This window comes from Myxosarcina sp. GI1(2024) (genome assembly GCF_053543375.1).
The window spans coordinates 654343-668438 of the sequence record NZ_JBKGTY010000002.1; the positions used below are offsets into that span (position 1 = coordinate 654343).

Sequence of the window (14096 nt, forward strand, 5' to 3'; positions counted from 1 at the left end):
TATGCTAAAAAAACTGTTTGGCGATCCCAACGCCCGCAAACTAAAAAAGTTTCAGCCTATAGTAGCGGAAATAAACTTACTCGAAGAAGACATCAAAAAGCTATCGGATGAGGAACTGAAAGCTAAAACCGCAGAATTTAAACAACAACTAGAACCAGCTAAAAACGACGAAGAAATTAAGGAAATACTCGAAGACTTATTGCCAGAAGCTTTTGCCGTAGTTAGAGAGGCTGCAGTTCGAGTTTTGGGGATGCGTCACTACGACGTACAGCTACTAGGGGGTATCGTCCTCTATCGAGGACAAATTGCCGAGATGAAAACGGGGGAAGGTAAAACTCTAGTATGTACTCTTCCTGCTTATCTCAATGGCTTGACGGGTAAAGGAGTCCACGTGGTTACCGTCAACGATTATCTGGCAAGAAGGGACGCAGAATGGATGGGACAGGTGCATCGTTTTCTCGGTTTGAGCGTGGGGCTAATTCAGTCGGGAATGAGTCCGATGGAGAGAAAGAAAAACTATGCCTGCGACATTACCTATACCACCAACAGCGAGCTAGGTTTCGATTACCTGCGGGATAATATGGCAACCTCAATGGAAGAGGTGGTACAGCGTCCCTTTAACTACTGCGTAATTGACGAGGTAGATTCAGTTTTAATTGATGAAGCTAGAACTCCGTTGATTATCTCGGGACAAGTAGAACGTCCTACAGAGAAATATTTACAGGCAGCACAGGTTGCCGAACAATTAGTCAAACAGGAAGGAGAAGAAGAAGTAGGCGATTACGAAGTTGACGAAAAAGCTCGTAATGTCTTGATGACTGATGAAGGTTTCGCTCACGCTGAAGAAATATTGGGAGTCAACGATTTATACGACCCTGAAAATCCTTGGGCACACTATATATCCAATGCCATTAAAGCTAAAGAACTGTTTACCAAAGACGTAAACTACATGGTACGAAATGGAGAAGTAGTGATCGTCGATGAATTTACGGGAAGGGTATTGGCAGGCAGACGCTGGAGTGATGGTTTGCATCAGGCAATTGAGGCTAAAGAAGGAGTCAAGATTCAAAAAGAAACCCAGACTCTGGCGAGTATTACCTATCAAAACTTTTTCTTGTTATATCCGACTCTAGCAGGCATGACCGGTACGGCGAAAACCGAGGAAACCGAGTTCGAGAAAGTTTACAATCTTCAAGTTACGGTAATTCCCACCAACTTGCCTTCAAGACGTGCAGATCTTGCCGACGTGGTTTACAAAAAAGAAATTGGTAAATGGCAGGCGGTTGCCCAAGACTGCGCCAACATGAATGAAAACGGTCGTCCGGTACTAGTGGGAACCACGAGCGTAGAAAAATCTGAATTACTTTCGAGACTATTAAGAGAAAAAGCAATCGCTCATAATTTGCTCAATGCCAGACCCGAAAATGTAGAACGAGAATCAGAAATTATCGCTCAAGCAGGACGTAAAGGTGCTGTGACGATCGCCACCAATATGGCTGGTCGCGGTACGGATATTATCTTAGGCGGTAACGCCGACTATATGGCACGTCTGAAGATTAGAGAGTATTTAATGCCTCAAATCGTCATGCCAGAAGACGATAATTTAATGGCGAGTTCTCCCCAGCTTAGTGGAAAGTCAGCTCCCCAGGGTTTTGCCCCCAATAGCACTAATAGCAACAAAAAAGTCAAAACTTGGAAAGCATCGCCCCAAATTTTTCCCACTGAATTAGCTGCTGAAACCGAAAACTTACTCAAAGAAACAGTTAAATTTGCCGTAAGAGAGTACGGCGAACAAAGCTTACCAGAACTAGAAGCAGAAGAAAAAATTGCGATCGCGGCGGAAAAAGCTCCTGTAAAAGACCCCGTAGTTCAAAAGCTCAGAGAAGTATACCGGAAAATTCTGCAAGAATACGAACAATTTACCTCCCGCGAACACGAAGAGGTAGTAACCAATGGCGGATTGCACGTAATCGGTACGGAAAGACACGAGTCTCGCCGCATTGACAACCAGCTGAGAGGAAGAGCCGGTAGACAGGGCGACCCCGGTTCGACGAGATTTTTCCTCAGCTTACAGGATAATCTGCTACGCATTTTTGGCGGCGACCGGGTAGAACGGTTGATGAATATGATGCGCGTTGAAGACGATATGCCAATTGAGTCTAAAATGCTTACTAGTTCTTTAGAAGGAGCCCAGAAAAAAGTAGAAACTTATTACTACGATCTCCGCAAGCAAGTATTTGAGTATGATGAGGTAATGAATAACCAACGTCGTGCTATTTATGCCGAACGCCGTCGAGTACTAGAAGGATTCGACCTCAAAGAACAGGTGATTCAGTATGCCGAAAAAACCATGAGTGAAATTGTCGATGCTTATGTCAATCCCGAACTACCTCCAGAAGAATGGAAGCTAGACAAAATGGTGGATAAGGTTAAGGAATTTATTTATTTACTATCAGATTTAGAACCAGTCCATCTAGAAGACATGACCGTCGGAGAGATTAAAACTTTCCTCCATGAAGAAGTACGCAAGGCTTACGACATTAAAGAAAATCAAATCGACTCTATGCAGCCTGGTTTGATGCGCCAAGCCGAACGCTTTTTTATCCTCCAGCAAATCGATACCCTATGGCGCGAACATTTACAAGCGATGGATGCCCTACGGGAGTCCATTGGGTTGCGCGGTTACGGACAAAAAGACCCCCTGATTGAATACAAACAGGAGGGTTATGAGATGTTCATCGAGATGATGATCGACATTCGTCGCAACGTAGTCTATTCTCTCTTCCAATTTCAGCCACAACCACAGCCGCAAGCGGTATAAGCGGTATAAATTATTAGTTTTAGGGCGAGTATTACTCGCCCTATTGGTTATTTTTTGGAGTTATGTAGCAATATCATCTCAGGTAAAACACTGATTATTCGGATTTACAGCGGTATTGAGAGATACTAAGCACAGAAAAAAACTCGATTTGCTCAAAAATCAACCTTTGCAACTGTATTTAATTAGTTTGCACGCCGCCGTATTGTAAGCAGCGACAAGGCGATATATTTAGTCGTGACTTTGTAGCTTGAAAAATTTCTCTAGCTTAAATAGAAACTGGATGAGCAAATTTATCCGCTGCAGCAGCCTGCTTCTTAGAACTCAATGATGATGGTGTTTCTAAAAGTGAGGTTTCTAAGTTGAAAATATCCTCTAGCTCTATAAAATTAGTTTCAAAAGGCGAACAAGCTAGAGCACAAGCTTTCCAGCTACTTTTAACTGGTACACCCAACATTTGGCAGCCACCACCTCTACGCCCTTCTGGTTTGTAATAACGACAATATCGGCAAGCAGAGGTTGAAATCTTGGTGATGTTCATTATGATGTTTGGTTAAAAATAATTTTTTAGTCCATAACTGTATTTTCTATTTTGCTATATGGGCTAAATCATAAATAACCAATTGGAGCTGCGATCTGTATTGGGTTTTGGCGATCCCCATCAAATAAATATTTTTTATATTGTTTTTATATTTGGTTAATGAATATATACAGCTATTAAAAAAATATCCTTTTTATTCGACAGTTTGTTTGGGTATATATACGGATAGATACGAGTTAAAACCATACGGGATCGCTAATAATTAACTATCTAGCTTTTGGATGATTTTTTTTATTTTATTATTATTTATGGATTTTATCGAACGATAGAGTTCGAATTTTTGTTGGGCTATACAGTGATAGCATTTGTGCCAGAGTTGCAATTCTGACTCTGGTGTCGGTACGGAGCATTGAGGACAGAGAGGCAAATCGCGCGATCGCGCTTCAACTTGCTTTAGCCATTCTCGCACCGCAGCTTGCGGATTTCGAGAGGGGATTGAGGAAGTGCCAACAGCACCGGCTGAATTGCTTGCTTGCTTAAAAGGTTGGCGCAAAGCCGTAGAAGATGTCTGAGTACTGCTCGAGCTACTTTCAACTTTAGTCACTCGATGCCACTGAGCAGCAGAAAAACGAATATCTTTTAAAGTAAAAGGTAACTGAGAATTGAGCTTTTTTAGTAAATAATATCTTTGAAAAGATAATTCCTGTGCCCGAGCCGAACTAGAAGTAGCAACAAACAAAACCTTATTTTTAAGATAAAGTAGTCGAGTATGTTGGACTGTAGTCGAGGCGACAGTTTTCTGCCACCACTCTAATAACTGACGATATTGTCGATATTCTTCCCAGCCAGGTTGACATTCGAGCTGGGGTAAGATTTTTTTTAAGGAATTAAACAATTTTAACCAACCAAACGATTAATTACTAACTATTCCCGACCATTGCACCTTTTTGGCTTTAGTCCGACGATAAGAAAAAAAGCGCTCGTCTCGGTAGGTACAATAGGGAGCGATCGCTATTTGAGTCTGACTAATTCCCAGTTGTTCTAACTGAATGAAATTTACCAGTCTGATGTCTAAGCGCACTCTTCCCGGTCGCTCGTCTGCTAAAAGTGGGGAATGGGGTAGGTCGCTCAACTGTTTGAGAATTGCCTGGCTATCCTCAGCCGCTCTCGAGCTAACAATACTCGCAGCAACTTCGGTTGCTACCCGTTCTCCTACCTGATAAACTTCTCCGGAAATTGCCGGTCCCATAGCGATCCGGAGATTTTCCAGCGAACTTCCCCAAGTTAAAAATCGCGCGATCGCTGCTGGTAAAATTTTTAAGGAACTGCCTCGCCAACCAGCATGAACCGCAGCAACTCTTCCTGTAGATTTATCCCCAATCAAGACGGGATTACAGTCAGCACTAGCAACCCAGATTGCCTGCCGTGAGTTATCGGTAATTATGCCATCTCCATCGGCAAAAGAATTATCTTGCTGAATTTGCTCTCGGGTCAGATTTATTTCTTTAGGAGTTAAAACAATCTTGCCGTGTACCTGTTTGAGCCGATAAACTTCAGCATCTAAATTTAAAGCCTCAACCAAGCGCTCGGGAGTGTGGGGATAAAACTCCCGTGTAAAAAAACCATGCTGCCAATCTGCCAGCAAACTACAGGTTAAATAGCCAGAACCATTCCACTCGCGCCATTGCCATTGAGATTCTCGCGATCGCTTATTATCAGTCACTTCTCATTTGCTTTTCGCTCGACAATAAATAGTTTACTGTTTATTTTTTCCCGAGCCTGGATTTAACTGTGGTTTATATTTGATTGGTAGAAATAAGAAATAGTGAGAAGGGGAGTGTTCTTTTTGGATTAAAGATCTAACTCATTCAGTCGAAAATGCGACCCCTTTTACCTCTTAATTAGTGGTAATTCACTAGAGGCGGTAAGATAAAGGCAGTAGCTTTTTGTATAGTTCGAGAACGCTCTCGGTAAGGAACTTTCCCCTGAGATGTAGTAACGTATTGTTCGATAAATTCTAACAGTTCGGGTGCAGACTCAACAGGTGCAAGCTGGTTAAAAATAAAGGTCAGTTTATCATTAGCAGCTAGAGTTACCGCACAGGAACGACGACAAGCAGCCATACAGGATAGAGGTTTGACAGTAATGCGATCGCGCCACTCATATTTTTCTAAGCCTTTCTCTAGTTCTTGGATTAGGTGCTGTCCTCCTGAAAGTCCGTGTTTTTTGTTTTGATTCTCAGAAAATCGACAGAGGCTGCAAACAAATAGGGTGTGTTGAGTCATGGTATTTTTTAATGAATGAGTTAATTAAATTTTTGTTCGATGGTGATGATTTGCTGGTAGCTGAAATTCTGACCAAGCAAAGCAAACCCTTTGATGGGATTCAGGGGGAGTGATGGGTAGATTTTTTAGGTAATAAAAGGAAACTTTGTTACCCGATTCCAAAAGCAAGATGACATCTTGTTTGGGGTTATAGTTATCCACCGCATCTAAAATGTGTCCGTTCATGTGGTGTCCTTGAAGAATTACCGTATCTGGCGTAGCTAGCCAAGCATTCAAAAAAGCAGCTAGGCGAGAACGGGGTACAAAGTGAGTTTTAAAAGTTTCCCCCAAGCGATCGAGCAAAGGGGAATTAGTGCTGCAAACAACTACCCCTCGTCCTGTTTTCAAATAGCCATTCCAGGCATTGTAACCAATTACGAGAAGGTTGGTTTCAATTAACGCCTGTTGCCAATCTTGGTTATGATTTGAGTTCATCACGCAATTTTTTAGTAGCTTCAACCATGTTTTTCAAAGCAGGAACGACTTCTTCCCAACTTCTGGTTTTAAGTCCACAGTCGGGATTAACCCAGATTTGCTGTAAGGGAAGATTGGTAATTCCTGTTTTTAATTGACTGGCTAATTGTTCTGTTGTCGGGACGACAGGAGAGTGAATATCATAGACTCCGTTACCAATTTGATGGGAATAGCCCCCTTGGGTAACTTCTTGCAGGGTGCGATTATTGCTACGACTGTTTTCGATAGAAATTACATCAGCATCGAGACGTTCGATATCTTGGATAATATCTCCAAACTCGCAATAGCACATATGGGTATGGATTTGAGTTTGCGGTGTGACACTCGCTGTAGCTAGTCTAAACGCATCTACCGCCCAAGAAAGATAGTTACTCCAGCGTTCGGGTTTTAGGGGTAAACCTTCTCGTAGTGCGGGTTCATCTACTTGAATGATTCTCGCCCCTGCTTGTTCTAAATCCGCTACTTCTTCCCGTAAAGCTAAAGCAATCTGAAAGGATTGCTCGCGACGGGAAATATCGTTACGGGGGAAAGACCAATTCAAGATGGTAACTGGGGCGGTTAGCATTCCCTTGACTGGTTTTTCGGTTAAAGACTGTGCTATCTTATATTCTCTAACTGTCATGGGCGCAGTGCGAACTACATCACCATAGATAATAGGGGGACGTACATATCGGCTACCGTAGCTTTGTACCCAGCCATGTTCGGTAAAGGCGAAACCAGCTAACTGCTGACCGAAATATTCCACCATGTCGGTGCGTTCAAATTCCCCATGTACCAGGACATCTAAGCCGATTTCTTCTTGAGTTTTAATACATTTAGCAATTTCAGCAGCGATCGCCTGTTGATATTCGGACTCGGTTAAATTACCTTTTTTGTATTGTAGGCGCAGTTTCCGTACTTCTTGTGTTTGGGGAAAAGAACCGATAGTTGTTGTGGGTAAGAGGGGCAGGGGAATTTGTTTATCGATGCGTAAGGAGTAGGATAGGGAACGTTGAAAGTCTTGAGGAGTCAGGTTATCTACCTTAGCTTTGACTGATTCATTAACGGGATTAAACTTATAGAAAACCTCCCAATTAGCATCAATTAAGTCTTCGGTTAATTCTTGTTCGATCTGAGTATTCTCTCCCGATAGAGTTCGGGCTAAAAATCTGACTTCCTGTAACTTCTGTTCGGCAAAACTCAATACATTACGTAACGGTTCGGGGAGTTGTCGTTCTCTAGTTGCGTCATAGGGAACGAACTGCAAAGATGCCGATGGTTGTAGAGAAATATTCGAGGTTACAGTTTGAATTTCTGATAACAGGGGAAACACTTTATCGGTGCGAATTTGCCAGATGTTTCTGCCATCAACAATACCGACTCCCAAACTTTTATCTTGGGGAAAACCATGCTGTTTAATTAAGTCTAAATTACTACCCCGCGTGAAATCTAAACTAATCGCAGCAACGGGTAACTCTATAACCCAAGGATAGGTTTGTCCCAAGTCATCAAAATAAGTAACCAGGTTAATGTCTATTCTTACTGTCGCTAGTTCGTTATAGACAGTTTGTACCTGTTCTTTAAGACTAGGCGCATTCCCCAAAACCAAAGCGGGTTCGTGTAGTTGAACTTCCTCAATTCCCAATGCTTTTAGTTCGGTTAATAAACTGTGGTAGAGTGGCACGAGTAAGTTTAAAAAATCTCCTAATTCTACTCCTTCCAAACGACTCAAACGCAAAAGAGTAACAGGACTGAGAATAATGGGAACGGCTTTTTTTCCTAATATTGAATGTCCTCTAGTTACTATCTCAATAAAGTCTGCAAAATCCGCTTCGGGAGTAATATTATTATCTATTTCAGGAACTAAATAATGATAGTTAGTATCAAACCATTTAGTCATTTCTAAAGCAGGAGTTCCCTCTTTACCTCGCGCCATAGCAAAGTAACGTTCTAATCCCGTAAAATCTTGAAATCTCTGGGGAATTAAACCCAAACGTATCGACCAATCTAATACCCGATCGTAAAGGGTAGCATCGCCAATTCCAATGCGATCGATTCCTGCTGCTAACTGAGTTTTCCAGCTTGCCTCTTCTACTTCTCTTACTGTTTGTAGTAAAGATTCTGCGGTTATTTTATTGCGCCAAAAAGACTCTTGTGCTTTTTTGACTTCGCGACTTCTACCGATACGAGGATAACCTATTGTTGCTGTGGAAATATTCATATTTTTGATTAAAAGCGATCGCTTTTTAAGGATAAGTAAGAATAAGGTAGGGGCAAATTGCCCTTACGGAATATGTCTGTTTTTGCAATTAAAAATGCCAAACTTACAGCAGAAAAAGCTGCGATTGCTCTTGTTCACGACCGACACTAAACCGAGAACAAATTGGCATTATAAACTGTGTGGTATGAGTAGCTTGCTAACTAACATAAGTGCCATCTCATACCCTATTTAGTGATGAATTGTTTATCGCGTTTTACGAAATAAATTTATTTAAAATTGCTCTTAAACACCGCTCTGTCGCTATTCAATTTTCCCGCAAAATTTAGGAATTAGAATGCGCATTTATAGCCTGAGTAACACTAAAAAATGTACTCAAAACAGCGTCAAGAAAACTGCTAAACAAATCTCTGTAAAACTGTATTTAATAATTACTCTGTGGTTCGTCGTAGAGTTATGTGTAATATAACAGGCAGAGAATTAATAATTTTGGAAATCAAAAAGTGTTTAAACATCTGTACCTCGCAGATTAGTTTGTTTTGTAGTGTTAACCTCGGCGGGCATTCTGACTGAGAGAAGTTTAACCTTCCCATCACAGTTGCGGGACAGCGTTGGATTTGCACCGAACTTTCCCCATTACTTCTAATGGCTGTTCCCCATTAGAACCGATCGATTATCCATACATGATACCCTAGGTTAATTTACTGAAACAAGAAATTTGCCTGATTTACAATACAAGATTCCTGCACCGTATTTTACTTGTTGCTTCAGAGGTATTCATATAATCAGTGAAATTAAGCGTTTTTAATCGGCTTAAACGTTCAATTGCCTGAACAAGTATTCAAATGATAATGATTCTTAGTATTATAGAGCCAGAGACTAAAACTAATTCTAATTAATCATGGCTGATTCTAGTTCCTTAAATAAACAAACTGCCCCCGCTTCTGATGCTCCAGGCTGTGAAGAGTCTTTAGTTCATCTAGATAATGTGTGGCAGGTGCAACGTAAGGTTCTAGCAACCGAAAAGGCTCAACAAATGGCAGAATTTTTTAGCGTTCTCTCGGATCCCCATCGGCTCAAATTACTTTCAGCTTTAGCACAGCAGGAGCTTTGTGTTTGCGACTTGGCAGCAATTGTTAAAATGGGTGAATCGGCAGTGTCCCATCAGCTAAGAGTATTGCGATCGCAAAAGCTGGTCAAATATCGCCGTCAAGGTCGCAACGTTTATTACAGCCTTGCAGACGAGCATATTGTGACTTTTTATCGAGAGGTAGCCAAACACCTCGATGAGGGTTGATTCTCAACCAGAGATTGTGTCGCCCTACTAATAATTTATTTTGCACGAATACTTACTATATAATTTGAATAATCTTTCATCTGAATAGACTTTCATATATTCAGGATATTTTCACGGTAGGTATTTATGGCAGAACACCATCATCATCAAGGATGCTGTAACGAACATTCCCCCGAACCCTTATCTGAAGTAACAATCCATGATGACTGTTGCGGTCACAGTCACGGAAAGAGTGAGTTTAACTTATGGCGAGAGTTAAGAGAGATTGCGATCGCTACACCTCTTTTATTAATCGGACTGATTTTTCACGATGCTTTACATCAGACTCCGTTTTCTATTGCCGAATATGCCGTCTTGATTCCTGCATACTTGCTTTGTGGTTGGGGAGTGCTGACCACTGCTGGGCGGAATATCCTGCGGGGTCGCATCTTTGACGAGAATTTTTTGATGACCATCGCCACGTTAGGAGCGATCGCCATTCACGAACTACCAGAAGCAGTGGGCGTGATGCTGTTTTACCAGGTAGGTGAACTGTTACAGGGTTCTGCCGTAGGGCGATCGCGTCGTTCGATTCGAGCCTTGCTGGAAGTGCGTCCCGATACTGCCAATATGCTGGTTGACGGCGAGATCGAAACCGTATCTCCCGATAAAGTGGGCATTGGAGAGATAATTCGGGTACGTCCTGGGGAGAAAGTTCCCCTCGACGGTGAGATTATCGAAGGAAGTTCTCAAGTCGATACTTCTGCCCTGACGGGAGAATCAGTACCCCGTACCGTAGCGACGGGAGATACGGTGTTAGCAGGAATGATTAACCAGTCTGGAGGGCTAACCATCCGCGTTACTAAGCTGTTTAGCGAGTCATCCATTGCCAGAATTTTAGAGTTGGTGGAAAATGCCAGAAGCAAAAAAGCCGACACCGAAAAGTTTATTACTCGCTTTGCCCGTTACTATACCCCCGTTGTAGTGTTTCTTTCCCTAGCAGTTGCCCTATTACCACCCTTGCTGATTTCGGGAGCGACCACAAGTACCTGGACTTATCGAGCGTTGGTGCTGTTGGTAATTTCCTGTCCTTGTGGATTGGTCATTAGTATTCCTCTGGGCTACTTTGGCGGTATTGGGGGGGCAGCCAAGCGGGGTATTTTGATTAAAGGTTCTACCTTTTTAGATGCCCTAACTCAGGTGAAAACCGTTATTTTTGACAAAACTGGCACTCTTACTCAAGGAAACTTCCAAGTTACCGATGTTATTTCCCATAATGGTTTGAGTCGAGAACAACTGCTAGAATTAGCAGCCAGAGTGGAATCTCAGTCCAATCATCCCGTAGCCCAATCGATTCGACAAGCTCATGGAAAACCGATTGATGCTTCTCAGGTTAAAAATTATCAAGAAATTGCGGGACATGGTATCCGCGCCAGAGTGGACGGCAGAGTTGTCATAGCAGGAAACGATCGCTTGTTACATCGAGAGGAGATTCCCCACGATGTCTGTGTGGTAGATGGTACGGTAGCTCACTTAGCTGTCGATGGTGAATATACTGGGCGCATAATGATTGCCGATGAACTCAAAGAAGATGCCGTCACAGCGATCCAAGCACTGCATCAGCAGCAAATTAAAACCGTGATGCTGACAGGAGATAGCCAGCAGATCGCCGAAACTATCGCCCGTCAACTCCAGATCGACCGCGTGTTAGCCGAACTGTTACCAGAGGATAAGGTGAATGCTCTAGAGAAGATTATGAAGACGGTAAACCGAACCAACCATAAAGTAGCTTTTGTCGGGGATGGCATCAACGACGCACCAGTAATTGCTCGTGCCGATGTGGGTATAGCTATGGGGGGACTAGGCTCGGATGCAGCCATTGAAACCGCCGATGTGGTAATTATGACCGATGCTCCCTCTAAAGTAGCCGAAGCGATCACCATTGCTCGCCGAACCCTACGTATTGTTTGGCAAAATATTATCATCGCTATGTCCGTGAAAGCCTTGTTTATTGCCCTGGGCGCGATTGGGATAGCAACTCTCTGGGAAGCGGTATTTGCTGATATGGGAGTGGCTCTGTTGGCGATTCTTAATGCCAGTCGTGTTTTGCGAGCGAGGTAGAGGTGAAGATGTATAGAGGATCGAAGCATATAATGTCCTTGAGGCTAGTGGCGCGGCCAGAAGCCCGAACTAAGCCAGTGCTTTAGCCACCACGTCCGCTGCGGTATAGTGTTATCTATAGAGCAACATTACCGAATAAATATATTACCTGATAGATTAATTGAACCTTTGAAGCATCAATTAAATTACGCTAAATACCTAAATTATGTAGGGATTTTTATTTAGATTCGATGTAACAGTACATTACGATCGCCGAAAGTACCTCTATGCGATCGCTCTTTTCTAATTTAACAATGCCTGAATGATGCGACGGGATATACGGAAGTTCGTTTTTTGCAATCGAGCAATAGTATCTGAAAGGTCTACTAAACCCTGACTTGCAGCATCATCTAAAATTCCCAGAGTACCGATAATGGGAATTCCCCGTTCCCTTGCAATCTGTCTTCCTAAGCGTTCATCAATAATCAGTAAGTCTGCTGATAACGTTTGAGCCAGAGTAATAGCAGCTTGCTCACCTGGATCGAGACTACTCAGGGTTGCATCGATCACTGAGACTGCTTGAATTATAAGCCAAGGAGGAGGACTAGCAACCCATTGCTGAAGGGCTGGTGGTGCATCTGGATCGAGCATTTCATCTCGCACCACATCAGGGATAATGATTTTTTCAAACAAGTAGGAGAGCAGGTCAATTTGGTCAATGAGCAGTAGATAATTGAGAGGCGAAGTATCAGAAACGACGATCATGAGGTGCTATTGGAATAATTCGCACGGAGTTGACGGAGAGTTTCACGATCGCTCACGAGATCTGCCTCATTGTAATGTAAATCAGCGTGGTGCTGCTTTAAAAAGGCATCTACTGCCCAACGAGACGGTAAACCTATGATTTGTCCCACCTCAGCACTGGTAATTTTTCGATCTTGGTATGCTTGTACTGCCAAAGCTTCCAAAATCTCGCGAGCAAGGTGATTTTGGTTAAAATGTCGAACCAGCTTGTCAGGTAGATTGAGCGTAATTTCCATGGATTAGACTCCTTATATATATAAAAGCGTTGTCTCGCGCTCTTAAACAAGATTCGTAGATTGATTTTTTTAACTCGAATACATATAAATCGTAACTTAATCCAGACACAGGTGATTTCCGCGATCGCTCTTTTCTAACTCACGATCGCTTTATCTATTCCATAAATACTTCTTTTGTTTGTACTCTAGATGCGATCGCCCTTTCACCCACATAAAAGCGATCGCACTACTTTAACCTTAACTGGTGGGAATGAGATTCAAAAAGGCATCAAAGTCTTGTACTGCTTGAAGATAGTTAGTTTCGGCAGCTTGATAGTCGTAAACTTCATCGGCTTCGTCAATTTTTTCCAAATGGATAAATACTTCTGTAGATACGGCTCGCGCTAAAATGCGATCGCTCAATTCTAATTGGTCGGTTACGCTCATCATTTTTTGCTTGAGATCGGGTAGGTTCTGTTGACACAATTAACGCAACCAAATTAAAGCCGAAGCAAATTCGGCAAATCCCAAATAACATTCGTCAGTTTTGTCAAAACGGCTGAAAACGCGACGATAGTATTTAAGTTTGTTAAAAAAGCACTCAACTAGATGTCGCTCCTTGTACAGATGTGAATCGTAATCTCTAGGGTTGAGGCGACCAGAACGAGGCGGAATCACGCCTTGAGCACCAGTTTCCTCAATCAAGACCACAAAAGCATCACAATCATAGCCTTTATCGGCAATTACCTGTTGAGCTCGATAACCAGCCACCAATGCCTCTCCTTGACTGATATCGGCGGTTTGCCCTGGAGTCAGAAGCAACCGCAGCGGATTGCCCAACGCATCTACCACAGCATGTAACTTGGTACTAAATCCGCCACAAGAACCTCCTAAAGAGTGTTTTTCTGACCCCCTTTTGCTCCTGCTGCACAGGGATGAGCACGAATCATGGTGCTATCGGGAATTAAACTTTCTAAGTCAGCAGAGTGGGACATTTCTTGCAAGAGACGATGCCAAACTCCCTTCTGACACCAACGCCGATATCGTTTGTAGAGGCTGTTCCAGTTGCCAAAACGTTTGGGTAATTCACGCCATTGAGCACCTGTGCGAGTAATCCAGAGAACCGCATTCAGAAAACGACGACAAGCTTTGGGGTCTTTGATACGGATGTCTTGTTGGTGGCTCAGAACAACGAAAATTTGCTGCCAAGCAGAATCGTCCAACTTAACACGAGATTTCATGAAGAATTTTTTGACTAAAATCAGCAACTTCAGGTACTTTCTTATCTTTGCCTCTTTACGTCAACAGAACCTAATAATCCAGCAACATCCTTGTGAACTTCTGACC

13 protein-coding genes and 1 riboswitch are annotated in these 14096 nt (G+C 42.7%); of the genes, 3 read left to right on the forward strand and 10 right to left on the reverse strand.

The window, feature by feature from the left end; all coding sequences use genetic code 11:
* Position 1: 1 nt before the first annotated feature.
* Positions 2-2821 carry a preprotein translocase subunit SecA gene (gene secA / locus ACLFKQ_RS12140; protein ID WP_449000064.1) on the forward strand — a complete coding sequence of 940 codons (2820 nt, stop codon included), beginning with the start codon at positions 2-4 and terminating at the stop codon, positions 2819-2821.
* Positions 2822-3086: 265 nt separating this feature from the next.
* On the opposite strand, the gene ACLFKQ_RS12145 is transcribed toward secA, so the two are convergent.
* The 6 genes from ACLFKQ_RS12145 to metE form a co-directional block, all read right to left on the reverse strand.
* A complete protein-coding gene (locus tag ACLFKQ_RS12145) occupies positions 3087-3359 on the reverse strand; it encodes a hypothetical protein (protein ID WP_449000065.1) in 273 nt (90 codons plus the stop codon).
* 262 nt (positions 3360-3621) lie between these two features.
* On the reverse strand, positions 3622-4254 hold the full coding sequence (locus ACLFKQ_RS12150; protein WP_449000066.1) for a DUF721 domain-containing protein: 633 nt from the start codon (positions 4252-4254) through the stop codon (positions 3622-3624).
* Between the two features lie 18 nt (positions 4255-4272).
* On the reverse strand, positions 4273-5082 hold the full coding sequence (gene pgeF, locus ACLFKQ_RS12155; protein WP_449000067.1) for a peptidoglycan editing factor PgeF: 810 nt from the start codon (positions 5080-5082) through the stop codon (positions 4273-4275).
* Positions 5083-5260: 178 nt separating this feature from the next.
* The gene (locus tag ACLFKQ_RS12160) at positions 5261-5644 is read right to left on the reverse strand and encodes a DUF1636 domain-containing protein (RefSeq protein ID WP_449000068.1); all 384 of its coding nucleotides are present in this window, start codon (positions 5642-5644) and stop codon (positions 5261-5263) included.
* Positions 5645-5668: 24 nt separating this feature from the next.
* Positions 5669-6118: a hypothetical protein gene (locus ACLFKQ_RS12165; RefSeq protein WP_449000069.1), complete on the reverse strand. Its 450-nt coding sequence runs from the start codon at positions 6116-6118 to the stop codon at positions 5669-5671.
* Positions 6102-8357, reverse strand: coding sequence for a 5-methyltetrahydropteroyltriglutamate--homocysteine S-methyltransferase (gene metE / locus ACLFKQ_RS12170; protein ID WP_449000070.1), 2256 nt, complete (start codon positions 8355-8357; stop codon positions 6102-6104). Before metE ends, ACLFKQ_RS12165 begins: the two co-directional genes overlap by 17 nt.
* A 537-nt stretch (positions 8358-8894) precedes the next feature.
* Positions 8895-9039, reverse strand: a riboswitch (cobalamin riboswitch).
* A gap of 216 nt (positions 9040-9255) precedes the next feature.
* Here metE and ACLFKQ_RS12175 point away from each other — a divergent pair.
* Positions 9256-9651, forward strand: a complete 396-nt coding sequence (locus ACLFKQ_RS12175; RefSeq protein WP_449000071.1) for an ArsR/SmtB family transcription factor — start codon at positions 9256-9258, stop codon at positions 9649-9651.
* A gap of 126 nt (positions 9652-9777) precedes the next feature.
* The gene (locus ACLFKQ_RS12180; RefSeq protein WP_449000072.1) at positions 9778-11751 is read left to right on the forward strand and encodes a heavy metal translocating P-type ATPase; all 1974 of its coding nucleotides are present in this window, start codon (positions 9778-9780) and stop codon (positions 11749-11751) included.
* Between the two features lie 282 nt (positions 11752-12033).
* Here ACLFKQ_RS12180 and ACLFKQ_RS12185 read toward each other — a convergent pair whose 3' ends face one another.
* The 4 genes from ACLFKQ_RS12185 to ACLFKQ_RS12200 form a co-directional block, all read right to left on the reverse strand.
* Positions 12034-12495 carry a DUF3368 domain-containing protein gene (locus ACLFKQ_RS12185; protein WP_449000073.1) on the reverse strand — a complete coding sequence of 154 codons (462 nt, stop codon included), beginning with the start codon at positions 12493-12495 and terminating at the stop codon, positions 12034-12036.
* Positions 12492-12770, reverse strand: a complete 279-nt coding sequence (locus ACLFKQ_RS12190; protein ID WP_449000074.1) for a UPF0175 family protein — start codon at positions 12768-12770, stop codon at positions 12492-12494. The genes ACLFKQ_RS12185 and ACLFKQ_RS12190 overlap by 4 nt, the downstream gene beginning before the upstream one ends.
* 237 nt (positions 12771-13007) lie before the next feature.
* Positions 13008-13235 (reverse strand): photosystem II protein PsbQ, encoded by a 228-nt coding sequence (gene psbQ / locus ACLFKQ_RS12195; RefSeq protein WP_449000075.1) that lies wholly within the window; start codon positions 13233-13235, stop codon positions 13008-13010.
* Positions 13236-13990 (reverse strand): IS5 family transposase gene (locus tag ACLFKQ_RS12200; protein WP_448998612.1). Its coding sequence is split into 2 segments (ribosomal slippage): positions 13236-13667 and positions 13670-13990, totalling 753 coding nucleotides; the frame shifts between segments, so codons are not numbered across the junction.
* Between the last annotated feature and the right edge of the window lie 106 nt (positions 13991-14096).

Excerpts from the sequence above, each read along its gene's own strand:
- secA (WP_449000064.1), top strand. The coding sequence starts at position 2 with ATGCTAAAAAAACTGTTTGGCGATCCCAACGCCCGCAAACTAAAAAAG.
- ACLFKQ_RS12145 (WP_449000065.1), bottom strand. The coding sequence starts at position 3,359 with ATGAACATCACCAAGATTTCAACCTCTGCTTGCCGATATTGTCGTTAT.
- ACLFKQ_RS12160 (WP_449000068.1), bottom strand. The coding sequence starts at position 5,644 with ATGACTCAACACACCCTATTTGTTTGCAGCCTCTGTCGATTTTCTGAG.
- ACLFKQ_RS12165 (WP_449000069.1), bottom strand. The coding sequence starts at position 6,118 with ATGAACTCAAATCATAACCAAGATTGGCAACAGGCGTTAATTGAAACC.
- metE (WP_449000070.1), bottom strand. The coding sequence starts at position 8,357 with ATGAATATTTCCACAGCAACAATAGGTTATCCTCGTATCGGTAGAAGT.
- ACLFKQ_RS12175 (WP_449000071.1), top strand. The coding sequence starts at position 9,256 with ATGGCTGATTCTAGTTCCTTAAATAAACAAACTGCCCCCGCTTCTGAT.
- ACLFKQ_RS12180 (WP_449000072.1), top strand. The coding sequence starts at position 9,778 with ATGGCAGAACACCATCATCATCAAGGATGCTGTAACGAACATTCCCCC.
- ACLFKQ_RS12185 (WP_449000073.1), bottom strand. The coding sequence starts at position 12,495 with ATGATCGTCGTTTCTGATACTTCGCCTCTCAATTATCTACTGCTCATT.
- ACLFKQ_RS12190 (WP_449000074.1), bottom strand. The coding sequence starts at position 12,770 with ATGGAAATTACGCTCAATCTACCTGACAAGCTGGTTCGACATTTTAAC.